This window comes from Myxococcus dinghuensis, assembly GCF_024198235.1.
In the GTDB taxonomy this organism is placed as follows: domain Bacteria; phylum Myxococcota; class Myxococcia; order Myxococcales; family Myxococcaceae; genus Myxococcus; species Myxococcus dinghuensis.
Genome location: NZ_JAKCFB010000031.1, coordinates 41,008 through 66,219, shown reverse-complemented (window position 1 = coordinate 66,219; position 25,212 = coordinate 41,008). Strand labels below are relative to the sequence as shown.

At 71.2% G+C, this 25,212-nt stretch carries 23 protein-coding genes; 10 read left to right on the top strand and 13 right to left on the bottom strand.

What is annotated here, in order from left to right:
* Nucleotides 1-107 precede the first annotated feature (107 nt).
* Nucleotides 108-1,019, top strand: a complete 912-nt coding sequence (locus tag LZ198_RS30880; RefSeq protein ID WP_253975700.1) for an alpha/beta fold hydrolase — start codon at nt 108-110, stop codon at nt 1,017-1,019.
* A gap of 7 nt (nt 1,020-1,026) precedes the next feature.
* Here the strand turns inward: LZ198_RS30880 and LZ198_RS30875 are convergent, their stop codons facing one another.
* A complete protein-coding gene (locus LZ198_RS30875; protein WP_253975699.1) occupies nt 1,027-2,424 on the bottom strand; it encodes a M14 family metallopeptidase in 1,398 nt (465 codons plus the stop codon).
* A gap of 24 nt (nt 2,425-2,448) precedes the next feature.
* Nucleotides 2,449-2,886 carry a tetratricopeptide repeat protein gene (locus tag LZ198_RS30870; protein ID WP_253975698.1) on the bottom strand — a complete coding sequence of 146 codons (438 nt, stop codon included), beginning with the start codon at nt 2,884-2,886 and terminating at the stop codon, nt 2,449-2,451.
* A 175-nt stretch (nt 2,887-3,061) separates the two neighbouring features.
* Between LZ198_RS30870 and LZ198_RS30865 the strand changes: the two genes are divergently transcribed.
* The 5 genes from LZ198_RS30865 (at nt 3,062) to LZ198_RS30845 (ending at nt 7,097) form a co-directional block, all read left to right on the top strand.
* Nucleotides 3,062-4,084, top strand: a complete 1,023-nt coding sequence (locus LZ198_RS30865) for a DUF2157 domain-containing protein (protein ID WP_253975697.1) — start codon at nt 3,062-3,064, stop codon at nt 4,082-4,084.
* A gap of 1 nt (nt 4,085) precedes the next feature.
* On the top strand, nt 4,086-5,186 hold the full coding sequence (locus tag LZ198_RS30860; protein ID WP_253975696.1) for a DUF4401 domain-containing protein: 1,101 nt from the start codon (nt 4,086-4,088) through the stop codon (nt 5,184-5,186).
* Complete coding sequence (locus LZ198_RS30855) at nt 5,186-5,917, top strand: GDYXXLXY domain-containing protein (RefSeq protein ID WP_253975695.1); 732 nt, start codon at nt 5,186-5,188, stop codon at nt 5,915-5,917. Before LZ198_RS30860 ends, LZ198_RS30855 begins: the two co-directional genes overlap by 1 nt.
* Before the next feature lie 113 nt (nt 5,918-6,030).
* Entirely contained in the window at nt 6,031-6,291 is a 261-nt protein-coding gene (locus tag LZ198_RS30850) for a hypothetical protein (RefSeq protein ID WP_253975694.1), read from the top strand.
* On the top strand, nt 6,288-7,097 hold the full coding sequence (locus LZ198_RS30845) for a biliverdin-producing heme oxygenase (RefSeq protein WP_253975693.1): 810 nt from the start codon (nt 6,288-6,290) through the stop codon (nt 7,095-7,097). The genes LZ198_RS30850 and LZ198_RS30845 overlap by 4 nt, the downstream gene beginning before the upstream one ends.
* Here LZ198_RS30845 and LZ198_RS30840 read toward each other — a convergent pair.
* Both LZ198_RS30840 and LZ198_RS30835 read right to left on the bottom strand, forming a co-directional pair.
* Nucleotides 7,067-7,870 carry an SDR family NAD(P)-dependent oxidoreductase gene (locus LZ198_RS30840; RefSeq protein ID WP_253975692.1) on the bottom strand — a complete coding sequence of 268 codons (804 nt, stop codon included), beginning with the start codon at nt 7,868-7,870 and terminating at the stop codon, nt 7,067-7,069. The genes LZ198_RS30845 and LZ198_RS30840 overlap by 31 nt on opposite strands.
* An 87-nt stretch (nt 7,871-7,957) precedes the next feature.
* On the bottom strand, nt 7,958-9,682 hold the full coding sequence (locus tag LZ198_RS30835) for a sigma 54-interacting transcriptional regulator (protein WP_253975691.1): 1,725 nt from the start codon (nt 9,680-9,682) through the stop codon (nt 7,958-7,960).
* A 587-nt stretch (nt 9,683-10,269) separates the two neighbouring features.
* Here LZ198_RS30835 and LZ198_RS30830 point away from each other — a divergent pair.
* Nucleotides 10,270-11,256: a tetratricopeptide repeat-containing protein kinase family protein gene (locus LZ198_RS30830; protein ID WP_253975690.1), complete on the top strand. Its 987-nt coding sequence runs from the start codon at nt 10,270-10,272 to the stop codon at nt 11,254-11,256.
* Between the two features lie 571 nt (nt 11,257-11,827).
* Here the strand turns inward: LZ198_RS30830 and LZ198_RS30825 are convergent.
* From LZ198_RS30825 to LZ198_RS30785, 9 genes are all read right to left on the bottom strand, one after another.
* Complete coding sequence (locus LZ198_RS30825) at nt 11,828-12,673, bottom strand: class I SAM-dependent methyltransferase (RefSeq protein ID WP_253975689.1); 846 nt, start codon at nt 12,671-12,673, stop codon at nt 11,828-11,830.
* 75 nt (nt 12,674-12,748) lie between these two features.
* A complete protein-coding gene (locus LZ198_RS30820; protein ID WP_253975688.1) occupies nt 12,749-13,825 on the bottom strand; it encodes a lysylphosphatidylglycerol synthase transmembrane domain-containing protein in 1,077 nt (358 codons plus the stop codon).
* Nucleotides 13,826-13,838: 13 nt separating this feature from the next.
* A complete protein-coding gene (locus LZ198_RS30815) occupies nt 13,839-14,276 on the bottom strand; it encodes a CBS domain-containing protein (protein WP_253975687.1) in 438 nt (145 codons plus the stop codon).
* Between the two features lie 176 nt (nt 14,277-14,452).
* Nucleotides 14,453-15,238 (bottom strand): ZIP family metal transporter, encoded by a 786-nt coding sequence (locus tag LZ198_RS30810; RefSeq protein WP_253975686.1) that lies wholly within the window; start codon nt 15,236-15,238, stop codon nt 14,453-14,455.
* Between the two features lie 31 nt (nt 15,239-15,269).
* Nucleotides 15,270-16,523 (bottom strand): COG3014 family protein, encoded by a 1,254-nt coding sequence (locus LZ198_RS30805; protein ID WP_407667481.1) that lies wholly within the window; start codon nt 16,521-16,523, stop codon nt 15,270-15,272.
* 4 nt (nt 16,524-16,527) lie between these two features.
* Entirely contained in the window at nt 16,528-17,136 is a 609-nt protein-coding gene (gene lpoB / locus LZ198_RS30800; protein WP_253975684.1) for a penicillin-binding protein activator LpoB, read from the bottom strand.
* Between the two features lie 14 nt (nt 17,137-17,150).
* The gene (locus LZ198_RS30795; protein WP_253975683.1) at nt 17,151-17,981 is read right to left on the bottom strand and encodes a hypothetical protein; all 831 of its coding nucleotides are present in this window, start codon (nt 17,979-17,981) and stop codon (nt 17,151-17,153) included.
* Nucleotides 17,982-18,005: 24 nt separating this feature from the next.
* Complete coding sequence (locus LZ198_RS30790; protein ID WP_253975682.1) at nt 18,006-18,593, bottom strand: hypothetical protein; 588 nt, start codon at nt 18,591-18,593, stop codon at nt 18,006-18,008.
* 121 nt (nt 18,594-18,714) lie between these two features.
* The gene (locus tag LZ198_RS30785) at nt 18,715-20,358 is read right to left on the bottom strand and encodes a mechanosensitive ion channel family protein (RefSeq protein ID WP_253975681.1); all 1,644 of its coding nucleotides are present in this window, start codon (nt 20,356-20,358) and stop codon (nt 18,715-18,717) included.
* A gap of 183 nt (nt 20,359-20,541) precedes the next feature.
* Here LZ198_RS30785 and LZ198_RS30780 point away from each other — a divergent pair, with 183 nt between their 5' ends.
* The 3 genes from LZ198_RS30780 to LZ198_RS30770 all read left to right on the top strand — a co-directional run bounded on the left by LZ198_RS30780 (nt 20,542) and on the right by LZ198_RS30770 (nt 25,182).
* Nucleotides 20,542-20,925, top strand: a complete 384-nt coding sequence (locus tag LZ198_RS30780) for a response regulator (protein WP_120202605.1) — start codon at nt 20,542-20,544, stop codon at nt 20,923-20,925.
* Nucleotides 20,926-20,930: 5 nt separating this feature from the next.
* Nucleotides 20,931-22,514, top strand: a complete 1,584-nt coding sequence (locus tag LZ198_RS30775; protein WP_253975680.1) for a cytochrome c family protein — start codon at nt 20,931-20,933, stop codon at nt 22,512-22,514.
* Between the two features lie 142 nt (nt 22,515-22,656).
* The gene (locus LZ198_RS30770) at nt 22,657-25,182 is read left to right on the top strand and encodes a LysM peptidoglycan-binding domain-containing protein (RefSeq protein WP_407667480.1); all 2,526 of its coding nucleotides are present in this window, start codon (nt 22,657-22,659) and stop codon (nt 25,180-25,182) included.
* Nucleotides 25,183-25,212: the final 30 nt, after the last annotated feature.

Genomic DNA, 25,212 nt, shown 5'->3' with positions numbered 1-25,212 from the left:
TTCCGGTAAGTTGCCCTCCCAATCCCCTCTCTCCCGCCCCTGTTCGTTCCCATGTCCCACCCCTTCCTGTCCACCCCTTCCCGCCCGTTTCCCCAGGGGAGGCGGCCATGAAGTCGTCCCCCCTGGCCCGGGCCCCCTCGGCGGGGCCGGTGGAGGCGGCGCTGTTGGGGCAACTTGCCCCAGCCGTGAGGGCGACGGTGCACTGGGTGCCCGGCGGCGGGGCGCTCCGGGTACTGGAGGGCGGCCAGGGGCCGGCGGTGGTGCTGCTGCACGGGCGGGGAGGCGCGGCCTCGTCCTGGTTCGTGTACCTCACGGCGCTCGCCCGGGGGCACCGGGTGCTGGCGGTGGATCTGCCCGGATTCGGGATGTCGTCCCCCGGGGAGGGCGCCGTCCGCTCGGCCGAGGAGGCCGCGCGCTTCTTCACCGCCCCGGTGGAGGCGTTGCTGGAGCAGTTGGCGCCGGGGCCGGTGTCCGTGGTGGGCCACTCGCTGGGCGGGCTGGTGGCGCTGGAGCTGGCGCTGCGTGGACGGGTGCCGGTGACGCGGCTGGCCCTGGTGGACGCGATGGGGCTGGGGCCCGACATGTCACGCAAGGCGCGCCTGTTCTTCCGGGCCGGACCGGAGCGGCTGGCCCGCTCGCTGGGCCCGTGGGCCTGGGCGCGGATGTTCCCTCCCACCCCCACGCCCCTGGGGCAGCGGCTCGGGGAGCTGGGGTACGAGCTGCACGCGGTCCCCCAGGGGCGTGACGCGGCCACGCGGGCCTTCGACGCGCTGGTGCCGCTGACCGGCCCCCTGTTCCACGTCCGCGAGCGGCTGGGCGAGCTGACGGTGCCGGTGCTCCTCGTCTGGGGCGAGCACGAGGACGTGCTGCCCCTGTCGCTCGCCGAAGAGGCGGCCCGGCGGATTCCCGGGGCGCGACTGGTGCGCGTGGACGCGGCGCACAGCCCGCACCAGGAGCGACCCGAGCGGGTGCTGCCGGAGCTGAAGGCGTTCCTCGACGGGGACGACGCGGCGGGGTGATGCGCCCTCAGCGGTCGAAGCGGATGACGCGCTCGACGCGCCACGCGCCGTCCGCCAGCGGCCTGACGAGCATCAGCTCCGCGAGCTGCCCCAGCGACAGGGCCTGCTTCGCGGGCAGGGCGAAGCGGACCGTGTCACCGGGCTTCGCGCCCTTCGAGGGCAGGGGCACGGCGAACAGGCCCGCGCCGTCGACCGTCTCCAGCGCGCCGAGCACGCGCAAGTCCCCGAGCTCCTCCACGCGACCGACGTGGACCACGGAGCGGGACTTGCCGCGCGTGCGCACCGCGCGCGTGACGGCGATGCCCACGTCCGCGGTGAACGGCTTGCCATCCACGCCGAACAACCCCACGCCCCGCAGCAGCAGGTGGACGATGCCGGAGCTGTCGTTCTGGGGGATGGACTCGTAGCGGGCGACGTCCGCCTGTTCGGCGCGGCCACTGGCGAGCGCGTCCAGCGCCGTGGCGAGCGCGACGAAGTTGAGGCGCAGCAACGGCTCATCCGGCGTCGCCGAGGGCCACGCGCCGGTCTCGATGAGGACGGAGGGGGTTCCCCAGCGCGTCATGTTGTCGCCGAAGGCGCGCACCTCGAAGGTGTCGTCGTAGCGGCCGACCTGCCCCGGCGCCAGCGTCTCCACCGCGTCGCGGATGACGGCGCAGACCTTCTTCGCCAGGAGCCGGCCGGGGTTGTCTCCGCGCGCCTCGTCGAAGGCCGCGGCGAGCAGGGAGATGGACGCGGGACGCCCGGTGCGCCCCACGCCGTGGCGCCAACCCTGGTTGTGGAGGTTGAAGCCGATGAAGGGCTGGAGGCGCTCACGCAGCGCCTTGAGCGTCCGGGCCTCCGGCGTCTGGAGCGCGAGCGCGTCGCGGTTGATGTCGATGCCCTGCGCGTTGCGGCGCTGGAAGCGCTCGGCGCCGTCCGGGTTGAGCATGGGCACCACGTGCAGGGTGAGTCCGGACAGCAGCCGCGCGACCCAGGGCTCCTCGCGGTGGGTCCGCAGGTACTCGAGGAAGTCGAGCAGGGCCGTGGTGGCCGTGGGCTCGTCGCCGTGCATCTGGGACCACAAGAGGACGTGCCGGGTCCCCGTCCCCAGGGTGACGTGGTAGAGCGCGCGCCCCTCCACCGAGTGCCCCACGACCTCCAGTTGGAAGAACTCCGGGGCCCGCTCCTTCAACGCCTCCAGCCGCCGCTCCACGTCTCCGTGGCGCACGAGCGGCGGGGACGGGAGGTCCTTCGAGTGGACCTGCGCCCACAGCGCCTCGAGCGCCTGGGGGCTGGGGACGACGACGGGCGTGGACGTGGACATGGACGGAGGGACGGCGCGAGCGGTGAGGGACAGGCCGAGCGCGAACCACACGCAGAGCCGCGAGGCACATCGACTGTAGCGACCGTGTCCGACGCGGGGCATGGCGTTGTTCCCGGACGGACGTCGTCAGGCGTCCCGCGGTGGGCGCAGGCGCGTCTGGATGAAGCGCAGGTACTTCTCGTCGTCGTCCTCGAAGATCTCCTCCCCCGCGCCCAGGTAGGCCCGGGCCAGCTCATCCGCCGCGCGCCGCAGGTCGCCCAGCTCGAACTGGCATTGGCCCAAGCGCAGGTGGATGAACGGGTTGCCCAGTCCGTCCGGAGCGCGGACGGCGTCCTGCAGCGCCGCGAGCGCCCGCGCGTGGTCACCGAGCTGGAAGTACGTGTCACCCAGCGCGGTGCAGACCCAGGTGGTCGCCTCGAAGTCCACCCGTGGCTCGGGAATCAGCCCCAGCGCCTCCTGGAACGAGGCCAGCGCCTCTCCATGCGCCCCCTCCTCCGCGAGTCCATCCCCTCGCGCGCACAGCGCCTGGAGCTGCTCGTACACGTCATCGGGAATCTCGGCCATCCACCCTCCACGCGCCGCTGAGCATCCGCCTGCGCGAGGCGTGTATCACGCTTCACGTGGCTTCGTTCCCACCGTGCACCGGAGTGCCCACCCGCGTGGGCGGAGCGCCTCCACGACCGCCTCCCTGGTCGTCCGGCTTCACTTCCTGGCCACCGCCCGCGATACAGTCCGGGCCGTGCCGAAAGACATCCTCGACCTGGAAGCGACTCCCGAGCGGCTCCAGGCGCTCGTCGACGCGGGCGTCCTTCCTCCGCCGTATCTGCGGCGCGCACGGGACCTCGCGCTCGCGCCGCCGTCGCGTGAAGACTGGCAGCGGTTCCTCGCCACGACGCTCATCGCGCTCGGCTCGCTGCTCGTGCTCTCCGGCGTCATCTACTTCTTCGCCTACAACTGGGCCGGGCTCCACCGCTTCGCCAAGCTGGGGCTCATCGGGCTCGGAATCACCGGCTGCACCCTGGCCGCCGTGGGGTCCGGTCCGCTCAGCCAGCGCTTCGGCCACTTCGGGCTGCTCGCCGCCACCGTGCTCGTGGGCCCGCTGCTCGCCGTCTACGGACAGGCCTATCAAACGGGCGCGGATGCGTTCGAGCTGTTCGTCGGCTGGGCGGCGCTCATCCTGCCGTGGGTCGCGGTGTCGCGGTTCTCGCCGCTGTGGCTGCTGCTCCTGGTCCTGGTGGACGTCGGCGCCGTCCTCGTCTGGAAGCAGTTGTTCGACGGCGCCGACGACCTCTTCACCTGGTGGGTCGTGGGAATCGCGCTGTTCAACGGCTTCGCGTGGGCCACCTACGAGCACTTCGCGAACCTGCGCGTGCCCTGGCTCCAGGCCCGGGGGATGGCGCGCGTGTTCGCCTGCATGACGGTGGCACCCCTGCTCGTCGTCTCCATCGGCTTCGTCGTCGTCCCCCGCTCCACGGGCCCCGCCGGCACCGTCGCGGTGGTCCTGCTGCTGGCGACGTTCGCCGCGGAGTACGCACTCCACCGGCACCTGGGGGGCGAGCTGTTCCTGCTCACCCTGGGAGCGCTGTGCGCGATGACGCTCGTCACGACGGTCATCGGCCACGCGAGCCTCGAATCCCAACGGTTCGACGACGTCGCCTTCACCTTCTTCGTCCTCTCCATCGCGATCATCGCGCAGGTGGCGCTCGCCGTCTGGTGGCTGCGACGGGAAGCACGCGCCACGGGCACCACGGAGGAGTCCTGACATGCGTCCGTCGCTCCAAGACGTGCTGAGGAACCTGGAGGCGGAGGGGCTCGTCGCCGCCGAGGCGCTACCGCGCGCGCGCGCCGCCATGGAGGTCCATCAGCGCAACAGCACGGCCACGCCCTGGTTCGTGAAGGCCTTCGCCGGCCTCGGCGCCTGGGTCGCCGCGCTCTTCCTCATCGGCATCTTCACCTGCGTCGGCATCGTGGAGAGCGAGGAGGCCATGATGGGCCTCGGGCTCGTGTTCTGCATCGCCGCCACCGCGACGCGCGGCGTCGCCGGGGGTGTGTTCCTCGAGCAGCTCACCATGGCCCTGTGCCTCGCGGGCGTGGGGATGCTCGTCGGAGGCATCGCGGCGAAGGGCGGGCTCCGGGACGTGGAGGTCGCGGCGGGGGCAGCCATCGCCGTGGGCGCGGTGCTCCTGGTGACCTTCCCCGACGTCATCATGCGCTTCCTGATGGCCCTGCTCATCGCCAATGCCACGCAGGTGCTGACGTACCAGCTCCTGGGCGGCGTCGGCATGGAGCTGGCCGTGCTCGCGGAGGCCCTCCTCGTCCACGTCCTGCTCCTGCGTCAGCCCCGGATGGCCGACGGCCTGCCCGCCCGGCTCGTCTCCCCGGTGGCCTTCGGCCTGGCCCTCTGCCTGCCGGTCCACGTGCTCGCCCGGCTCTGGCCCGGCGACATCTTCCGGGTCACCGACGAATCCAGCCTGCCGCTCGCCGTCATCACCCTGGGCCTGACGGCGCTGACCCTCTTCACGAGCTGGCAGGCGATGAAGGCGCAAGACCTCGAGCCCTCCGGCGGCGCGGGCGCCGTCATCTTCGGCGCGCTCACGCTGCTGGCGCTCCTCACGCTGAACGTCCCCGCGGTCATCGCCGCCACGGGCCTGCTCGTCCTGGGCTTCCACCGGCGCAGCAACATCCTGCTCGGCATCGCGGTGGCCTTCCTGCTCGTGGCGGGGAACGTCTACTACTACAGCCTGGCCTTCACGCTGCTGGCCAAGGCGCTCGCGCTCATCGGCAGTGGGCTCGTCTTCCTCGGACTCCATCGGTTCTTCCTGCGGCGCACCCACCCCGGCATGCCGACCGCGGAGGTGCGGTGATGCGCACCAGCGTCATCCTCGCGGGCCTCGCGCTCGTGCTGTTCACCACGCTCGGGCTCGTCCTCCAGAAGGAGCACGTCCTCGCCACCGGCCAGCTTGTGCTGCTGGAGCTGGCGCCCAGGGACCCGCGCTCGCTCATGCAGGGCGACTACATGGAGCTCGACTACGCCATCGCCCGGGAGCGGGGATGGGTCGACACCGGGCACCCCGCCGAGTCCCCCTCGCGCGACGGCCACTTCGTGCTGAAGCTGGATGAGCACGGCGTGGGCCAGTACGTGCGCATCGACACGCCGGACCTCCCGCTGGCGCCCGGGGAGTTCAAGCTGCGCTACCGCCTGCGCGGAGGCTGGGCCCGGTTGGGCGCCGAGTCCTTCTTCTTCCAGGAAGGCCACGGGCCCCGCTTCGCCCGCGCGCGCTACGCGGAGCTGCGGGTCACCTCCAGCGGGACCAGCGTCCTCGTGGGCCTGCGCGACGCGAACCGCCAGCCCATCCCCGCCGAAGGCGACGAGCCGCCCCCCGGCCTCGTCGACCCCCCGTTCGACCCCGCGGCCACGGCCACGGAGCCACCGCCCGAGGAGGCCCCGTCCGTCACCGCCCCCACCGTCGCGCCGGAAGCGCAGGTGGCGCCACCGGCGCCCGGCGGCCCCACGAACGCGGCCGCGGACACCGACACCGCGGCGCAGGGGGACCCCACCACCCCGCCGCCCGCGCTCGGCGCGCCGTCGCCGTAGACGCCTCGCACCGCCCCCGCCCCTACGTGGAATCCGGGAATTGACTCCCAGGGGCCCTTCCGGCATCATCCATTTGATTTCGATAATCAAAATCAAAATCAAGGAGACGCGCGATGCTCGGACAGGGATGCGGCAAGACGGTGCTGGCGAGGGGGCCTTGCGCCGAGGTGACGCGGTGCACCTGTGGGCATATCCACCTGGCGATGGGGCCGGTGACCATCCGGGTGGAGGAGGAGGTGCTGCGGGCCATCGGGATGACGTTGGCGGAGGCGCTGCACAACCTGGCGGACGCGGAGGGCGGTGGGCGCGAGGAGAGCGAGCCGACCGCCGTGGGGATGAACCACACGCCGAACATGGGCGGGTGGAAGCAGTGAGCGCCAGCGGCTCCCTGCGGCTGCCGCGGACGGAGCAGTCCGCGCGCGTGCGTCGGCTGAGCGAGAGCGAGGCGCGGGCCCTGGAGACGTCGCCTGCGGCGGCGCCCCTGTCGGTGCTGCTGACGGAGGGCACGGCGCGGGCGCACGAGCAGGCCGAGCGCGCCCTGTTCCTCCAGTCGCTCTTCACCGATTCGTGGGAGGGCGTCTACGGCCAGTTCGTCCAGGCGCAGCACTACGTCAACTACCTGCGGCAGCTCCACACGCTCTACGCGGCGTTCGAGGGCGTGCTGCCCCGGGTGGCGCGCACCGCGCTGACGCCCATGCTGTTGATGCCGGAGCTGCGCCGCGCCGAAGCGCTCGAGGAGGACCTGGGCTACTTCTGTGGCGAGCCGCGCGGGGAGGGCTTCGTGTGCGTGGAGACGCGGCTGCACGCGGAGCGGCTGCGCGAGGTGGCGGAGGATGCCCCGCACCTGCTCGTGGCGCACGCGTATGCGCGGTGCGTGCTGGACGTCTTCTGCGCGCCGGCGCGCGCCCGCGTGGTGGCCCGCGCCTTCGACCTGGACGGCGACCAGGGCACGCGCTTCCACGCCGCGTTCACCGACGCGGAGATGACGGAGTTCCGGGTGCGGCTGCACTCGCGCATCGACGGGCTGGAGCTGGAGGAGGACGAGGCGCGCGAAATCGTGCAGGAGGCCCGCATGGCCTTCCGGCTCCACGCCCTGGTGTGCGACGAGCTGGCGCGCGGCGCGACGGGCATCGCCGCGTCCGGCCCTGGCTACCGGGTCGGGTTCAGCGTGTCCCAGTAGCTGGGCATGCCCCGCAGGTGGTTGCCGCCGTCCACGGTGAGGCTGTCCCCCGTCATCCAGGAGGACTCCTCCGCGCAGAGGAAGGCGACGACGCGCGCCACGTCATCCGGCGTGCCGTGGGACTTGCCCAGCGGCGTGTGCGCGCGCAGCTCGCGGCCCATCGTCGGGTCCTCGATGAAGCCGGACGCCATGGGCGTGAGGGTGGCGCCCGGCGCGACGATGTTGACGCGGATGCCGTGGCGGCTGAGCTCCAGCGCCGCGGCGCGCGAGAGGCTCCACAGGCCGGCCTTCGAGGCCGCGTAGTGGCCCAGGCCCTCCGTCACCACGCCCTGGAAGAGCGAGGTGACGTTCACCACCACCCCGGTGCGCTTCGCGGCGATGAGCGCGCGGGCGTAGGCCTTCATGAAGAGGAAGGGCCCCTTCACGTTGACGTGGAACATGCGGTCGAAGTCCTCCTCGGGCAGGTCCACGAGGAGCGACAGGCTGTTGGTGCCCGCGTTGTTCACCAGGATGCCCGGCAGGCCCAGCTCCGCGGTGGCGACGTCCAGGGCCCGCGCCACATCCTCCGCGCGGCAGACGTCGCCCGCACAGGGCACGGCGCGGGCACGCCCCTCGGATTCCCGGGTGAGCCGCTCCGTCGCCGCGACCACCTTCGACTCCGTCCGCCCGAAGACGAGCACGCTGGTGCCCTCGCGCATGAGCCGCGCGGCGATGGCCAGACCAATTCCCTGCGCGCCACCAGTCACGATGGCGCTGTTCGAGATGAGCTTCACGGTCCACCCCCCGACGTCGTGGACCGGTCAAGCTAGCAAGCCTCTCACCGGGTGAGGATTGTACCCAGGGTCATCCCCCCTCCAGGGTCAGGCCGCCTCGTCCTCCGACAGCAGGTCCGCGAACGGGGAGGCGTCCTCGCCCAGGGCCTTGTAGAGCGCCTCCACCTTCTCCAGCTCGCGCTTGAGCGCCTTGTGGTGGTTGCGGTTCTTCACCAGGCTCTCGCGGCCCAGGAGCTTGAAGCCGTCGTCGCGCCCCACCTGGCGGATGGCCATGCCCAGCACCAGCCCGCGGAACGCGTCCGCCAGGTCCAGGTCCAGGGGCGCGTTGCGGCGCCGGGCCTCCGACACGAACGCCTGCGCCGCGGCGCGCAGGGCCTCCGGCAGCGGCTTGCTCCCAGGTGCCTGCTCGTAGTCCAGCGCCCGCGCGACGTGCTTCTCGTGGAGCACCAGCTCGCCCCCCGCCACGCCGTGCTCCACCATGGCCAGCGTGTAGGCGCGGCGGACGATGTTGTCGAGTTGACGCAGGTTGCCCGGCCAGGAGCTGCCCACGAGCAGCCGCTCCGCGTCCTGCGTCACGCGCGCGGTGCCTTCCGGGACCCGCTCCTTGTGGCGCCGGTTCACCATGTACTGGGCCCACAGCGGGATTTCGTCCTGGCGCTCCTGCAGGGACGGCATGCGCACCGGCAGCACGTTGACGCGGTAGTAGAGGTCCTCGCGGAAGCGGCCGGCCCGCACCTCCGCGTGCAGGTCCGCGTTGGTGCCGATGATGAAGCGCACGTCCGCCTGACGCTCGCCGGTGCCCTCTCCCAACGGCCGGTAGCTGCGCGACTCCAGGAGGTGCAGCAGGCCCGCCTGCGCCTTGAGCGACAGCTTGTCGATTTCGTCGATGAAGAGCGTGCCGCCGTCCGCGCGCGCCACGCTGCCGGGCGCGTCGCGCACCGCGCCGGTGAAGGCGCCCTTCTTCCAGCCGAAGAGCTCCGCCATCTGGAGGTCCTCGGGTACCGTCACCAGGTCCAGCGTCTCGAAGGGCTTGCCGCGCCGGTTGGAGCGCTCGTGGCACCAGCGCGCCAGCCGGGACTTGCCCGCGCCCGTCGCGCCGCTGATGAGGATGGTCTCGTCCTGGAGCGCGAACACCCGCAGGATGGGCAGCAGCTCCGCCATGGAGCGGCCCACCACCGGCAGGAACTCATCCACCTCCGGCGTCGCCACCGGCCGCTGCGGCAGGCCCGCCAGGTACGGCGCCGCCACGTCCGCCAGCAATTGGAGCTGCTCGCCGGACTCACGCCAGACGAACTCCTGCCCCATCGCCGCCAGGCAGTCGGCCTCCAGCGAAATCATGCCCTCGATGCCACCGCCGGGCGTGCGCAACGGCAGCACGCAGACGTGCGTGGCGTGGCGCCCGAGGAAGCGCTGCCGGCTCTCGTTGCTGTGGAAGCCCGCCAGTCCCGGGTCCCCCGTCACCGGCGCGTCCGGCGCGTGGGGCTGCACCGTGCCCACGTTGACGTCGATGGACACCGCGCAGCGGTGCTCCATCACCGCCCGCCACGCCGTGGCCGACGTGAAGAAGGGCGTCCCCACATTGGCTTCGGTAATCTCCTTCGCCCCTACATCGAGCGCGGCCAGGCGGCGATAGGCCTCACCGGGCCTCAGGTGGACGATTCCGCGGAGCACGCGGGCACGGGCTGCGTACCGACTGGACGCAACCGCCTCCTGGGCCAGGGCCAGCATCCGCTTGAGGGTCGTGGCCGCCGCCGTCTCGAAGTCCTTCGCCCCCCGCAGCGCGCTCATGAGCTGCGGCATCTCCTCGTGCATCCACTCGCCTCCGTCCGGAACCATCCGACAGTACCCGCCAGGGCCGCGTCGGAGGGAGGCAAGTGTAGCGGAGATGAAGAACGCGGAAGGAGCGGCCCCTCCTTCCGCGTTCCCGAACCTCCATGACGGCTGGGCATCCGGTGTCCCGCGATGCCGCGCGCGATGGCCATGCGCGGCGCGTGCCAACGCCCCGTTTTTCGTCATTCCAAGGGTTTACCGGCCAAGACCCCCTTCCCTACCTCCATCCTGCGTCCAACTGGGACGCGGCTGCGTCCCAACGAGACGCAGAAGGGACGCGGCAGGGCGGACCGGTACCTCGGAACCCCCCATGCCGGTGCATCCAGGGCTCGCTGAGCTACCCGGGGTGGGCGCGACCATCGACCGCTACGAGCTGCTCGAGGTGCTCGGGCACGAAGGGATGGGGGGGCGTGCATCGTCGACGATGCACGCCACGCCCAGGTGGAGCAGCCGCCTGCGCGCGTGGAGCTCCCGGCGGAGGCTCGTCAGGGGCACCTCGGACGCCGCGCGCACCGTCTCCACCACCACAGCGTCGCCGGTCTCTGGATGGGTGGCACCCCTGATACGCGATGGAGCTGCTGCGCGAGCAGACGCTGTCGCTGGCCACGCCACCGCCATCTCCGGGGCCGCTGTTCGACGCGCGGCCGCATGCGACGTTGTCACTGTCGCGAGGGCTGTCCTCGGCACTGGGGCTCCTGCACGCCAACGGCAGCGTCCATCGGGACCCCATGCCGGAGAACCTCTTCCTGCGACCGGATGGAGCGCCGGTGCGGATGGACTTCGGCATCTCCGCGCGCTTCGGCGGTTCGCGCGGGAGGGAGACGCTCGACGTGAGCGGCGCGGTGGTGGGCAGTGATACGTCCATGGCGCCGGAGCAACCGCGCGGGACCTACGTGGACGCGCGCGGATCTCTACGCGCTGGGGTGCATGCGCTACGAGCGGCCCACGGGACGACCGCCCTTCGTCCCCGGACGCGAGGGGTCACCGCCGCACCCGCACCCGCATCTGTCGCCCGTGCCGCCGGAGCTGGACGCGCGGCAGTTGTCGTCGCGGCCGGTGCTGCTCGTGGGCACCTACCGGAGGGACGAGCCGCTGCGCGCGGGCGTGCCTCCTACACCAACGGAGACATCCGCGATGACGCATCCACCCTGGGCGAGGCCGAGGCGTTCTCGCTGAACGCGGACGCGTCCCCGTCGAACGCACGGCCGCTCGCATTTGGAACAGTCTGGGAGGGATTCGGCGAAGCCCTTGCCCTCTCCGGCCGCCAGGCGCAGGCGCGCAAGGCCTTCATGGAGGCCCTGGCACGGATTCAGCAAGTTGCCCGCGTTCGTCGCGCCAACGTGCTGCGGAAGGCAGGCAAGTCCTTGCAAACGCGCCATCAGAACGAAGAAGCGCTGCGAGTCCATGCCCAGACGGGCGGCGCCGAGTTCGGCCCCGCGCCGGGCCCCAGGGCCACCGCGGCAGGAGGGCCAAAGCAATGTGGTGGCAGGAGTGAAGCCAGCGCCAGGAAAGGTGCATCACCACGCACTCCTGGCTGGCCCAGCTCGACGAGATGAAGGACCTGGTGGAGGGGGTGTGCCCAGTGATGCTCGCCCATGGCACACCCCTACGACGCGCTCGCTTGTTCAACTCGACGATTCAGATGCAACTCCATAGCGAAAGTCACCAGGCCTCCGAGGAAACCGTGGCCCACGCCCGGGTCTACGCGCAGTCCGCGCTGGAGTCAGAGGGGGATGCGGAGCCTGCGAGTACCCGGTGCGTGGTGTCCATGGTTCGGCGCTTCCACGATGCGCTGGGGTAGCGCAGGAGGACGTGGACAGGGAGACGGCTACGACGCTGTGCCGGGGATGGCGGACGTCCAGGACAGGGCCCGCGCCAACCGGGCGTGCATTCACCTGCGAGAGGAAGACACCGTCGCCGCGCACGCCACCACCACCGAGGCCCGCCGCCCGTAGGCCCCGTCGCGCATCCACCCCGTTCAAGGGCCGGCGCCCTTGCGCCTTCCTGTCCGTGGTGCAGGTCGAGGAGGCCTCGGGCCATGCGGGCGCGATACGCGCGGTGCATCACCCCTGACCGCCGGACGCGCGCCGGGCCCGCATGGCATTGGCGGTAGGCGCGGCGCCGGGGCTACGCCTTCTTCGCCCGGGCCTTCTTCCGCGCACCTGTCGCCGCGCGGCGGCGCGTGGAACCCTTGGACGGCTTCAGGACGAAGACGCGATCCAACCGCAGGCTGCCGCGCGCCACGGGAGCCGCGAGGTCGTAGTCGAAGTCGTAGACGGCCACGACGTCCAGGCCCGCGTCGCGGAACAGCTTCTGGGCCTGCGGCCCGCTGTACGTGCGGAAGTTCCACGTCGTCTCGATGAGCCAGTCCTTGCCCGGCCCCGTCACGCGCAGGCGGTTGCGCATGGGGGAGCGGCGCGCGCGGCGCTCGGGCAGGCCTTCGTGCGTGTTGCAGACGACGGCGTCCTCGCCCACGCGCCCCACCCACCGCTCGTGCTCCGGCGCGGTGCGCGCGTAGTCCGTCAGGTGGAACCCGAGCACGTAGAGCCCGTCCGGCTTGAGCAGCCGCCGGGTGCCCTTCAGGTGCGCCAGGGCCGCGGCCTCGCTGTCGAGGTAGCGGAAGGTGGAGACCAGGTTGTGCGCCACGTCCACCTTGCCCTCCAGCGAGGGCACGAAGAACTCCTCCATGCGGGACTGGGACAACTTCACGCGGCGCCGCTGCGCGGGCGTCAGACGCTTGCGGGAATGGGCAAGCATCGCATCGGAGATGTCGTAGCCCACCACCTTCTTCCCACGCTTCGCGGCCTCGGCCACCAGCCGTCCCGCGCCGCAGGCCGGCTCCAGCCACAACGAGCCGCCGGTGCCATGGCGCGCGCTGAGCGCCTCGAGGAAGTCCACCTCGCGCACGGTGTCCGTGCCGAAGATGGCTTCGTAGTACGCCGGGTGCTCATACCAGTCGGTGCGCTTTTCCATGAGAGTGCCCGCTCGGGCGCGCGCATCCTCCAGTCCCGCGCCGCGAAAGCCAAGCCAAAGCGTGGCCCGCCCCCCTCACACGTGGCCAGCGTCCGCCTGGGCATCGGACCGCGGGTCGGAGTGCGCCATCACTTCGCGCAACCGGACCCCCAACATCCGATGCAGCAGCACGACGCCGATGGGCAGCGGCAACCACAGCGTGAAGCCACGCAGGAGCAGCACCGCCGTCAGCCCCACCTGCACCGGGACCCCCAGCGACGACAACGTGCCCACGGCGGTGGCCTCGAAGGTGCCCACGCCGCCGGGGATGATGCTCAGGGTCATCACCAGCGTGGCGAGCATGAAGCTGGCGAACACGTCCGGGAGGTCCACGGGGTGCCCCACCGCGACGAGCATGCAGGACAGGGTGAGCGAGTCGAGCACGAAGACGGTGAACTGCCACGCGCTCGCGCGCAGCAGCAGCCCCTTGTTCCGCACCAGCTCCGGCGGCACCTGGGAGATGGACACCAACAGGGACGAGAACCCGGGGATGCGGCGCGTCCAGCGGGGCGGCGTCCAACCGCCATGTCGGGTGAGCCAGAGGATGGCGACGGGCACCGCGCACGCGAGCGCGCCGAAGGCGGTGGCCAGCCCGAGGATGGCCGCGTGCAGGCGGGCGCGGAACCAGAGCACCAGGATGGCGAGGACCACCGCCACCGCCTGCGCGGCGTAGAACGACACCATGTCCACCAGCAGCGCCGCCGTGGCGACGCGCGGCGGCGCACCCTCGCGGTGCAGTCCCCGCATCACCACCACCGAACCACCGATGCCCGCGGTGGGCACGAGCTGGTCGAAGGAGAGCTTCATCACGGACAGGCCCGCGGTCCGCATCACCGGCACCCGCACCCGCGCCAGCTTCAGCACCTGGAGCCAGCACCCCGCCGCCGCCACGTACGACGCCACCTGGAGCACGGCGGCGACCAGCAGCCACTGCGGTCGCGCGTGCCGGAGCATCCGCGCGAACTGCCGCTCCTCGTCGGAGCGCAGCGCCACGAACGCCACGAAGGCCGCCAGCAACACCAGGCCTGGAAGCCAGCTCCACACGCGCCGGGGACGGGTCCGCCGGGGCTCGACGGCGCGCCGGGGCTGGGTGGCGGGGCTCGCGGTGCTCATCCGGTCCTCGGCCTCACGGAGCGGAAGCGCCCAGGGACTCACCCCGGCGGGCCTCGGCCGCCTCCAACAGCCGCACGGCCATGCGCATGAAGTCCGCCTCGGTGATGATGCCCACCAGCCGCCCTCCCGTGTCGACGACGGGCAGGCAGCCGAAGCGGTGGTCCAACAGCTTGTAGATGGCGTCCTGGACGGACAGGTCCGGCCGCGCCGTCACCACGTCCCGAGTCATGATGGAGACGACGGACACGGGCTCGAACCGGGGAGCCCCCACCTGCCGGGCCAGGGCCTGGATGAGGTCGCGGTGGCTCACCAACCCCACGAGCCGCCCCTCCCGCACGACGGGCAGGTGCCGGATGTGGTTGAGCTTCAACAGGTCGTCGCCGCGCAGCAGGTCATCCGCCTCGTCGAGCGTGATGACGTCGCGGGTCATCAGGTCTCCCACCGTGAGCATGGCGCGGTCGCCTCCCCTTCACGTGCGCTCGGCCCCGAGTCGACGCGCGAGCCACGCGCCACTCCAGCCGAAGTCCGCTCGTAGGGTGCTCCCGCCTCGCGGCGCGCGCAGCGTGTCCCCAGTCAGCCGAGCGGGCGCCAGGGGCCTCCGCCGCCTTCCACGGACCGCCGTGGACGTCAGTGCCCGGGGTGACCCGGGTGCCCCACCCAGCGCGCGAGCAGGAACATCAGCGCGAGGCCCACGAAGAGCGCCAGCACGTTGCGCCCCGGCTGGTCCTTGCCGTGGCGATGCACGTGCGGCAGCAGGTCCGACACGGCGATGTAGAGGAACGTGCCCGCCGAGAACGACAGCGCCTTGGGCGCCATGCTCTCGAAGTGCAGCACCGCGTCGAAGACGAAGTACAGGAGCGCGCCCGCGGGCACCATCGCGCCATAGAGCGCGGAGAGCATCAGGATGGCGCCGCGCGAGCGCCCCTCCGACTTGAGGATGGAGGCCAGCGACAGCGCGGACGGAACCTTGTGGGCGACGATGGCCAGCAGCGCCATGAACCCCACGCCCTCCTCCACCGCCGAGCCCAACGCGATGCCGTCGAACAGCGTGTGCGTGGACAGGCCCAGGAACGCGGTGAGCCCGAGCACCTGCCCCGCCTGCTGCGCGGGCCGCCCGTGGCTGGACATGTGGTCCCCCGGCAGGTCCTCTCCCGCGTGCGCCACCAGGTAGCGCTCCAGCACCAGCAGGAACACGAAGCCCGCGGGCATCAACGCGAACGCCCACCACCCGCCCCCGGCATACGCCTCCGGCAGCATGTGGAAGAACGCCGCGCCCAGCATCACGCCGGCGGCGAAGGCCAGGAAGCGCACCATGTGCGTGGCGCGCTCGTTCAACACCACCCCCACCGCGCCGAGCAGCGCGCCGAGGACGATGATGAGGGAATAAAGGGCCGTCGTGGCCAGGACCGACATGGGGCGCGCACCCTACAACAAAACCGCCGGGTTAATAGCGCCGCACCACCAACAGGCCCACCCGCCCCGCTTGGACCTCCACCGAATGCACGGTCTCCCGACCTCCGGCCATCACACGCACGGCGTGCTGCCCCGGCGCCACCCGGAACCGCGCCACCTGGAACTCCGCCGGCAGGGAAAGCCAGGAGCGCAGGTCTGGCGCATTGTTGGCGTTGAGCAGCAGGAACGCGAGCGCGCCCACCCCCTCGCTCTTCGTCAGGGCCCCCACGCCCGCGGCCACGCCCGCCTTCACCGCCACGCCCGCCAACTGCTTGGCCAACATGCCGCCGATGCGGGTCTCCAGGTGCAGACGCGCGACGTTCGCCAGCGACGTCACCGTCATCGCCTCCGTCCGGGCGTCGCCCACCTGGACGCGCACCAGCGGCGCGCTGCCACGGTCGCGGTAGACGGGCACCTCGATGAGGTTGCCGCCGTCACCGTAGTCGCGCGACGCGCGCTGCTTCTCCGGGGACAGGCCCGCCTCCACCACCACGACGACCTGCGCCTCACCGGCCGTCAGCGGCGTATGGGGGATATCCGGATAGCGTTCGGTCAGCTCGCGATACGCGTCGTCGCGGCCCGTCTTCTTCGCCAGGCGCAGGAGCGGCTCCACCAATGAGCCCATGCGCGGCGACAGCTCGTACGCCTTCGCGTAGTCGATGTAGGCGGAATCCCAGTCGTGCTGGTCCTCGCGGATGACGCCGCCCAGGTAGCGGGCGATGGCGAGCTGCTCGTAGGGCTTCTTCTCGTCCGTCACCATCTTCTGGAGGCGCTCGTTGACCTGACGCACCTCCACCATCGCCGCCTCGTCGTCGCCCAGCTCCGCGTAGTTGAGCGCCTGGACGACGGAGATCATCAGCTTCTCGAAGTCCTCGCCCCGGTAGGAGCGCTGGCGCTCGTTGGTGAGCAGCGCCCCCGCCTCCTCGCCGACGGAGACGTAGTCGAGCTGGGAGCTGAGCTTCTCCGCCTCCTCCAGCACGACGTTGCTCTCCGCCCACCGGCCGGCGGTGTGCAGCACCATGCCCCGGTCGAGCAGCACCAGGAGCCGGTCCTTCTCCGTGCCCTCGCGAGCCACGGCATCCAGGACGTCGAGCGCGTGCGAATAGTCCTCGGATTGATACGCGGCGCGCACACCTCGCGTGCGCGCCACGTAGTCACCCGCGCAGCCCGACAGGAGGAGCACGCTCACCAGCCCGAGCATGCCCCACCCTCGGACGCGTGCCGGAGAGCGGGAGGCGGAGGTCATGGAGCTACCAGCTCACCCCGCGCTTCTCGAACTTCTTGCGGATCTGCTTCTCGTCCGTCCACTCGATGAGGCCGGTGCGCACGTTGCTCAGCTTCGCCGTCATCTTGTAGTACACGAGCTTGTCGCGGCCGACCTCCTGGATGATGGAGGCGAGGTCTCCCGTCATGAGGAAGTCCACGGAGACCTGCTGGCCCGGGCCCTTGGCCGCGTTGGGATTCACATAGCCGGAGTTCTGGTACTCGTACTCCTCGGCGATGTCCTGGCGGGCGGACTGGTCCACCATGCCGAAGCGCCCCGTCTGCGCCAGCGCCGTCTGGATCTTGTCCCCCAGCGAGCGCATGTCGATGTGCTCGGAGGTGCTGTTCTTCAGCTTGCCCACGAGGACGATGGGCAGCGAACCGTCCGGACGGGCCTGGCTGAAGCGCGGCGAGCCCGCCAGCGACTCCGCCATCTTCTTGGCGATGAGCTGCAGGTCGTTCTCGTTGAACTGGTCCGACAGCATCTCGATTTCGTTCGGGTCCTCGTAGGTGCCGCGGGTGAACGCACGCGGGCCGCCGCACGCGGCGAGCGACAGGGCGAGGCAGGCGGACAGGATGAGGCGATGGGTCTTCATGGTGGGGGTGGCTCCTAGTTCCATTCGCATTCGAAGCGGCTTCCCTCGAAGTTCCACTTGTAGGCCAGCACCGCGTCGCGGCGGTACCCAGCCGTCAGGCGGCACAGGCTCTGGAGCGAGGCACGGGGGTAGTCGAAGGTGTAGGTCTGCGACTTCGCCCGCTCCTGGTCATTGAGCTGCGAGGGATGGGTGAGCGTGGGGCTGGCGCTGGCGGCCACCAGCACCGTGTGCTTGCCATACGTCTTCAGCGGCACGCGGCCCGCCAGCTCCACCCGGCGCACGGTGCGTGCGACGAGGATGTCGCTGCGGTCCACCATCGACTCGTGGCGGTTGCGGCGCTGCAGGAGCTCCGGGATGTTGGCGGTGAAGACGCGGGTGACGTCGCCGTCCTCCACGAAGAAGTAGAGGAAGGCCTCGCGGGCGGTGCGGCTCTCGCCGGTGAAGTCCAGCGTCACCAGCAGGTTCAGCTCGCGGTTGGGCGCAAGTCCGTGACGCGACACCGCCGCGAGCACGTTCTTGTCGACGCCGGCCTTCTTCAACCGGATGAGGCCGTCCGCGCTCGCGTCACACGCGCAGCGCCGCTCCTCGATCATCTTCACGAGCTGCGCGGGCTCGAAGCCCGCCTGCGACAGCTTGGTCAGCTCCTCGTCCGTGAGCGGGAGCTGGTCCGACCGCTCGTAGATGCGCGGCAGGTTGTTCGGATCCCACTGGATGATGTTGTACGTCTGCACGCTGCTCGACGGGAACGGCAGGCTCATCGTCGGGCTTGCGCCGGCCACGGGCATGCTGATGGTGGCCTGACCGGAGGCCAGCGCCAGGGTGGCGGCGAGGACTTGGGCAATCATGTCGGAACCTCCCCCTTCGCGAGACTAGAAGCGGTACCCCACGGACATTCCCAACCGGTGCGTCACGTAACCGCCACCGATGGGGATGTCCGGCGTGTAGTGCAGCCCCAGGGAGATGTTGTCCCGGTGCCCCACGAGCACCTCGGCGCCGACGTCGGGGGAGATGCCGAAGTGCAGCTCCTCCTTGTCGAACGAGGAGTTGATGTACTCGGGGGTGTAGATGGCGCCCGCACGCAGACCGGCGGAGAACACCAGCGGCCAGCCCCAGGAGCGGAAGCGCGGGCCCACCATGGCGGAGAAGCGGCCACCGTCGAAGACGTAGGTGGCGCTGGCGTCCAGCGCGAACCAGTCCGCGCCCCACCACGACACCGTGGCGCCCACGTACAGCGGAGGGCCATCTGGAGCCGCGCGGGAGGGCTTCTCGTCGTTGATGGCCGCGCCCCAGTCGAGCTGGAACGAGACGCCCGTGCTGTTCGAGCCCGAGTAGCCCCCCTTGCCGTACTCGGACCCCTCGGGCCCGTCCGTACGCCCCCGCTCCTGCGCGCCCGCGGTCAGCGGCGCCGCGGCGGCCAGCAGCACAAGGGCTCCGCACAACCTGGAATGACGCTTCATCTCGAAGACTCCCACATGCGGTAGATGCGAAAACTCCAACGCTCTGACGAAGCGTCCGTCGCAATATTCAAAGACGCCTCGACCCCAGGCAAGCGCTCCCTGTCTCCCCCATTTTCCCAGGTCATGAGCGGGGTCCAAGTCCCTGGGAATCCGGGGGAAGTGCCTCCGGCGCAGGAGAAACGGGCGGGGACGCCGTTCTTGACTCGGTGCGGGTGAACGGCAGCCACTGGGGTTGCTGTCGCAAGAAGGCGACCAGGCGCTCGCGCACGAGGCAGCGCAATTCGAAGAGCTTGTCGGGGTTCGCCGCGCTCACCAGGGCGCGCACGGTGAGCGTGCGGTCCTGCGCCTCGAGCACCACCACCGTCTGGAGGCGACGGTCCCACAGCTTCTTGGTGTCCTGCTCCAGGATGCGCAGCAGCTCGGCGCGCACCGCGTCGATGTCGGTGGAGTAGTCCACCTGGAGGGTGACCGCGCCGAGCAGCTCCGGGCTCGACTTGCTCCAGTTCTGGAACGGCTTGTCGAGGAAGTAGGTGATGGGGATGATCATCCGCCGCTGGTCCCAGACGCGCAGCACCACATACGTCAGGGTGATCTCCTCCACGGTGCCGAACTCGGACTCCACCACCACCTGGTCGCCGATGCGCACCGGCTGGGTGATGGAGAGCTGGATGCCGGCCAGCAGCGTGGAGATGGACTTCTGCGCGGCGAGACCAATCACCAGGCCGGCGATGCCGGCGGAGGCCAGCAGCGACACGCCCACGTTGCGCACGACCTCGAACTGCATGAGCAGCAGCGCCGCGGCGACCACGTACGTCGCCGCCTCGAAGACGGCGCGCAGCACCGCGAACTGGGTGCGCAGCGAGCGGGCGCGCGCGGGGTCCCGCGACTCGCCGGACACGCGGTTCTGCACGAAGCTGGAGAACACGCGCAGGAAGCGCAGGATGAACCACGCCACCGAGACGATGAGCAGCGAGTAGCTCACCCGGTTGAACAGCGTCTGCATGGGCCGGGGCAGCAGGAGGAACGCCGTGCCCGCCGCCAGCAGGATGGCGAAGAAGGGCAGCCGCAGCGGCCCCCGCCCCGCGGCCACCATCTGGTCGTCCAGGGTGATGTGCGTCCAGCGCGCCAGGCGCAGCCCGAACGCCAGCGTCAGCCGCTCCAGCAGCACCGCCAGCCCCAGCGCGCCCACGAGCGTGACGAGGAGCCCCAGCCACTGCCACGGCTCCAGCCCGAGCACCGTCCCGGAGAAGAAGACGGCCGGCAGCCACTCCGCCACGCGCGGGCCGTGGGCCTCGAAGAGCGCGTCCACCATCTTCACGGTGGGCTCGCTGAACACCCACACCTGCTCCCCACCCTGCGTCACGCGCTGCAGGCGGATGGGGACGCTGGCGCCCTCCAGGGGGATGACGCCGAGCTGGTCGTAGCGCGCGTCCGCCGGGTCGCCCTCCGGGGTCTTGTTCACCGAGGACAGGTCGATGGCCAGCTTCCGGTCGAGCACGAACTTGAGCCGGCGCGCCAACTGGAAGCCCCGCTCCGCCTGCTGGTCCCGGGGGATGAAGTCCAGGTCGAGGTAGTGCTCGGCCGTCTTGTAGTCCCCCCGGTGCGCGGCGGCCAGGAAGCCCTGCGCGGTGGCGTGGGGGGTCTGCCGGTCCACCGGGAGGGTCGGCGCGGCCAGTCCGCCGTTGAGGGCCGCGGCGGGCATTGCCCACATGATGCTCCCCACCAGGAGGAGGGCCGCCCAGGGCCGGCTGTCTCGGTGCATCATGGGGTCTTCCTTACTCTTTTTCGGTGCGGTTGCCGGAAGAAGTCCGAATCGCCCCCCTGGGGGGCGGCCGACGGACGGTGGGCATCGCCAGACAGGGTCGCCAGCCCCATTCCCAGGGCGTGGGAAAGGCATTGGTGCGCCGCGTGGGGGTAGGATAAGAAACGGCCCCCAAGGAAGGTCGACGTGTCCGAGAAGCGAAGAATCCTCCTGATTGACGACAGCGAAATCACGCTGGCCATGGAGAAGGCCGTGCTGGAAGCGCGCGGCTATGAGGTCGTCGCTACCTCCACGCTCATGGAGTTCGAGAAAACGCTCCAGAGCTGGCGGCCGGACCTCATCCTCACGGACATCCACATGCCCGAGGCCAAGGGCACGGACATCTGCCGCACCCTGAAGAACGAGTACGGCACCCAGGACATCCCCATCGTGCTGTTCTCCAGCCTGCCCGACGACGAGCTGTCCAAGCTTGCCGAGCAGGTGGGCGCCGACGGCTCCCTGTCGAAGGTGAACGGGCTGGAGGCCATGGGCGAGAAGATCGACGAACTGGTGCAGAGCATCCTCTGGTGACGCGGATGCGCCCCGTCCTGCTCGCCGCCCTCGCGGGCGTGGTGCTCACCGGGTGCATGCGCAAGGACCCGCCGCCCCGCCCCCCCGAAGCGGAAGCGGGGACCCCGTCCACCGGCGCCACCTCCACGGCGGGCGCCACCCTCCTCATCTCCGCGGACACCCAGGGCTACCTCGGCCCGTGCGGCTGTAGCGAGAACATGCGCGGCGGCATCGCGCGCGCGGCGTTCCAGGTGCAGGAGGCGCGCAAGGGCGCCCTGCCCGTCCACTACGTCGACGGCGGCAACAGCCTCTTCGGCGAGACGACCCTCAAGCCCGGCCAGGTCCCGCAGGAGGAGCTGAAGGCGAAGGCCCTGGCGAACGCGATGCGGATGATGGGGCTGACGGTGCGCGCCACCGGCCCCCTGGACGACACGCGCGGCGCCGGCTTCCGCGAGGGGCTGGGCTTGCCGGAGGTGGCTCCCGGCACCGTGAAGCTCGTGCCCGCCGGCCCCCGGAAGGTGGGCATCGTGGCGGCCGACACGACGGAGCAGTTGGTGGCCGCCAGCGCCCGCGCGCGGAAGGAAGGCGCGGACTTCGTCCTGGCGCTGGTGGACCAGACGCTGGAGGAGGCCCAGAAGGTGGCGGAGACCCCCGGTCTCCCGGCGGACCTGCTGGTGGCGACCCGGTCGGAGGCAGGGCTGGGGGGCGAGCAGAACCGGCTGGTCCGCGCCACGGTGCCGGTGGTGGCGCCGCAGAGCCGCGGACGCTCGCTGGTCCGGGTGGACCTGGGCTACGCCGCGCAGCCGGGCCGCTTCGTCTTCCAGAAGGGTCAGGGCGACACCGACCGCGAGGTGGCCGCGCTGGAGCAGCGCACCGCCCTGCTGGACAAGGAGATCAACCTGCCGGGCATCGATGCCCAGCTCAAGGCCCTCAAGCAGGCCAAGCGCGACGAGCTGGTGGCGCGCAAGCAGGCCCTCTTGTCCGCGCCCCCGGTGACGACGCACGACGTGGACGGCTTCTCCGTGCGCTTCGTGCCGTTGGAGTCGGGGCTGCCGTCGCTGCCGGAGGCGCAGTCGCTGGTGGCGAAGTACGACGCGGAGGTGGGGAAGCTGAACCTGGCCTGGGCGAAGGAGCACGGCCAGGACTGTCCCGCGCCCGCCCCGGGCAAGGCGGCCTTCGTCGGCAACGAGCCGTGCCGCGCCTGCCACGAAGAGGCCTTCCCCACGTGGGAGAAGTCCAAGCATCACCACGCCTGGGAGACGCTGGAGGAGGTGGGCAAGCAGTTCCACCTCAACTGCGTGGGGTGCCACGTCACCGGTTGGGAGCAACCCGGCGGCGTGTGCCGGCTCGACAAGGTCGCGGGCCGCGAGGACGTGGGCTGCGAGAGCTGCCACGGACCGGGCTCGCTGCACGCGGACGAGCCGAGCGCCGACAACATCGTCGCCGCGCCGGGCGAGTCCCTCTGCGTCACCTGCCACAACCCGGAGAACTCGCCCCACTTCGACTTCGCGACGTACCTGCCGCGAATCCTGGGGCCGGGCCACGGCAAGCCGGTGGACGCCTCGTCGAAGGGCAAGCCGGCGGACGTCCCGAAGCCCGTCAAACCGTAAAGCAGGCGTCAGCGCCCGGAGGGACGCACCCACGGAGCGTCCTCTGCGTGGCCACACCGCGCGACTCGTTGTTTGACTGTCAAGAAAAAGCGCGAATACTTCGGCCTTCGCCTGCTTCTGGGCGCACTCTTCTTGCGACCCCATGCTGCCTCTCTGCCTCCTCGTGCTGAACCTGGCCCCGCCTCCCGCCTCGGCGGGTGTGCCGCCGCCCATGCCTCCGCCTCCCGCAGGCATGCGCGTGCTCGCGGCCGACGAAACCCGCAGCCTGGCGACCAGCGCCACGCTGGATGCGAAGAGCACGCTGATGACAGCGGGCGGCGCCGCGGCGCAGGCGGCCGTCCCCGCCTCCACGCCGCCGAGCAGCCCGCAGCAGGCGCCAGCCCGCGCGGCAGGCGAGGCCCAGACGGCCTCGGGCAATACGAACGCGGCGCCCGCCACCGCGAGCAGTACGACGCCCCAGGCTCCGGCAACGCGTGGCGCGACGCCCTCCTCGACCGTGAACGGCGCGACGCCCCAGACGCCGACGGCGAGCAGCGCGGCCCAGGCCCCCGTCGCCAGCGGCGTGGCGCCTGCTTCGACCACGAAGGGCACGCCCGCACAGGCGCCGATGGCGACCAACGCGGCGCAGGCTCCGGCCGTGAACGGCGCGACGACCCAGGCGCCGACGGCGAACGACGCGGCGCAGGCTCCGGCCGTGAACGGCGTGACGACGGCGCCCGCGCAGGCGAGCGGTGGGACCACCCCTGCAAGCTCGCAGGCGTCGACGGGCCGTGGCACCACGAACACACCAGCCACGCCGAAGTCCGCCGTCGCGGCGAAGCCCCAGCCCTCGGATGACGAGGCGCTGGACGACAAGCGCGCCTTCGCCAGCGGCACGGCGATGACGGACGCGGAGGACCCCAGCCAGGAGCCGGAGGCGACGAGCGAGGAGGTGGAGTCCGAGTCCGCCGAGTTGGAGGAACTGCGCGCGCTCGAGGGCGCCACGCTGGACCCGGCCGCGAGGCCGAACGCGGAGGTGATGCAGTCGCTGCGCCGGCTGGGGCTCGCCAATCCCCTGCGCCTGCGCATGCTCGACGCGCTGGAGGAGCCCACCTTCCGCGAGGACGACACGCCCGCCGAGCTGCCGCTCATCACCGACCTGGGCAGCTTCGACGTCTCGCAGATTCAAGACCGCTACGACATCCCGGTGGAGATGCAGCCGCTGGTGGCCCAGTACATCCAGTTCTTCCAGGGACCTGGCCGCAAGTGGTTCCGCAAGTGGATGTCCCGCTCGGCGCGCTACCTGCCGGTGATGCAGCCCATCCTCGAGAAGCACGGCCTGCCGCGCGACACGGTGTACCTGGCGATGATCGAGAGCGGCTTCTCCGCGCACGCCTACTCGTGGGCGCACGCGGCCGGGCCCTGGCAGTTCATCTCCAGCACGGGCCGCCAGTACGGCCTCAAGCAGGACTTCTGGGTGGACGAGCGCCGCGACCCGGTCAAGGCCACGCGCGCCGCCGCCACCTACCTCAAGGACCTCCACTCGGAGCTGGGCCACTGGTACCTGGCCTGGGCCGGCTACAACACCGGCTCCTACCGCGTACGGCGCATGGTGGAGCGCTACGGCACCAACAACTTCTGGCTCCTGTCGGAGGAGAAGGGCCTGGCGAAGGAGACCAAGCACTACGTGCCCAAGCTCATCGCCGCCGCGCTGGTGGCGAAGAACCCCACCGCGTTCGGCTTCTCCGAGGAGGAGTTCGACTACGAGCAGCCGCTCGCGTACGACGAGGTGGACCTGCCGGACGCCACGGACCTGGACGTGGTGGCGCGCGCCGCCGGGGTGAACGTCAAGGACGTGCAGGACCTCAACCCGGAGCTCAAGCGCTGGTGCACGCCCCCGGCGACGACGAAGAACCCCTACAAGCTGCGGCTCCCCGTCGGCGCGGCGCCCCGCTTCGCGGAGGGCTTCAAGAAGCTCTCCCCGGCCGAGCGCCTGACGTTCCGCATGCACAAGGTGAAGCGCGGCGACACCCTGTCGCAGATCGCCGAGCGCTACGGCAGCGCGTCCGAGGCCATCCTCCAGATGAACCGCCTCAAGAGCGCGAAGACGCTCAAGCTGGGCGCGGAGCTGGTGATTCCCGTCCCCGCGGGCAAGGCCACCGGCGGCAGCGGCGGCGCCCTGGCGAGCAAGGTGGCCCAGGCGCGGCGCAGCGGCGTCGTGGCGCACCGCCCGGAGGACGAGGTCCCCGCCGGCACCCCCAAGGGCCCCGTGGCCGCCGGCCCCGTGAAGACGGAGACGCTCAACGGCCGCAAGCGCATCACCTACGGCGTGCAGTCGGGCGACAGCCTCTGGGTCATCGCCACCAAGTTCAACGTGTCCGTGGACCACCTCAAGCAGTGGAACAACCTGCGCCGCCGCAACCCCACGCTCCAGGTGGGCTCGCTCATCTACGTGTGGCCCGAGGGCACCGCGCAGGTGCAGGAGCGCGCCGGCACCGTGGTGGCCCGGAACGTGGCCGCCCTCCCCGCCAGGCCGGGCGGCAAGGTCCACTCACTGGCCGAGGGCGAGACGCTCTGGTCCGTGTCCCAGCGCTACGGCGTCAGCGTCGAGGACATCATGCGGTGGAACAACATCAAGGACCACCGCACCATCCCCACCGGCAAGGTGCTCAGCGTCAGCGCGCCGTGAGGACGGGCGAGTGAATTGCAGTGGGACGAG

Bases quoted from the DNA above. Each gene is read 5' to 3' on its own strand.
- LZ198_RS30880 (WP_253975700.1), top strand. From the start codon at position 108: ATGAAGTCGTCCCCCCTGGCCCGGGCCCCCTCGGCGGGGCCGGTGGAG.
- LZ198_RS30875 (WP_253975699.1), bottom strand. From the start codon at position 2,424: ATGCCCCGCGTCGGACACGGTCGCTACAGTCGATGTGCCTCGCGGCTC.
- LZ198_RS30870 (WP_253975698.1), bottom strand. From the start codon at position 2,886: ATGGCCGAGATTCCCGATGACGTGTACGAGCAGCTCCAGGCGCTGTGC.
- LZ198_RS30860 (WP_253975696.1), top strand. From the start codon at position 4,086: ATGCGTCCGTCGCTCCAAGACGTGCTGAGGAACCTGGAGGCGGAGGGG.
- LZ198_RS30855 (WP_253975695.1), top strand. From the start codon at position 5,186: ATGCGCACCAGCGTCATCCTCGCGGGCCTCGCGCTCGTGCTGTTCACC.
- LZ198_RS30850 (WP_253975694.1), top strand. From the start codon at position 6,031: ATGCTCGGACAGGGATGCGGCAAGACGGTGCTGGCGAGGGGGCCTTGC.
- LZ198_RS30835 (WP_253975691.1), bottom strand. From the start codon at position 9,682: ATGCACGAGGAGATGCCGCAGCTCATGAGCGCGCTGCGGGGGGCGAAG.
- LZ198_RS30830 (WP_253975690.1), top strand. From the start codon at position 10,270: ATGGAGCTGCTGCGCGAGCAGACGCTGTCGCTGGCCACGCCACCGCCA.
- LZ198_RS30825 (WP_253975689.1), bottom strand. From the start codon at position 12,673: ATGGAAAAGCGCACCGACTGGTATGAGCACCCGGCGTACTACGAAGCC.
- LZ198_RS30820 (WP_253975688.1), bottom strand. From the start codon at position 13,825: ATGAGCACCGCGAGCCCCGCCACCCAGCCCCGGCGCGCCGTCGAGCCC.
- LZ198_RS30815 (WP_253975687.1), bottom strand. From the start codon at position 14,276: ATGCTCACGGTGGGAGACCTGATGACCCGCGACGTCATCACGCTCGAC.
- LZ198_RS30810 (WP_253975686.1), bottom strand. From the start codon at position 15,238: ATGTCGGTCCTGGCCACGACGGCCCTTTATTCCCTCATCATCGTCCTC.
- LZ198_RS30805 (WP_407667481.1), bottom strand. From the start codon at position 16,523: ATGACCTCCGCCTCCCGCTCTCCGGCACGCGTCCGAGGGTGGGGCATG.
- lpoB (WP_253975684.1), bottom strand. From the start codon at position 17,136: ATGAAGACCCATCGCCTCATCCTGTCCGCCTGCCTCGCCCTGTCGCTC.
- LZ198_RS30795 (WP_253975683.1), bottom strand. From the start codon at position 17,981: ATGATTGCCCAAGTCCTCGCCGCCACCCTGGCGCTGGCCTCCGGTCAG.
- LZ198_RS30790 (WP_253975682.1), bottom strand. From the start codon at position 18,593: ATGAAGCGTCATTCCAGGTTGTGCGGAGCCCTTGTGCTGCTGGCCGCC.
- LZ198_RS30785 (WP_253975681.1), bottom strand. From the start codon at position 20,358: ATGATGCACCGAGACAGCCGGCCCTGGGCGGCCCTCCTCCTGGTGGGG.
- LZ198_RS30775 (WP_253975680.1), top strand. From the start codon at position 20,931: ATGCGCCCCGTCCTGCTCGCCGCCCTCGCGGGCGTGGTGCTCACCGGG.
- LZ198_RS30770 (WP_407667480.1), top strand. From the start codon at position 22,657: ATGCTGCCTCTCTGCCTCCTCGTGCTGAACCTGGCCCCGCCTCCCGCC.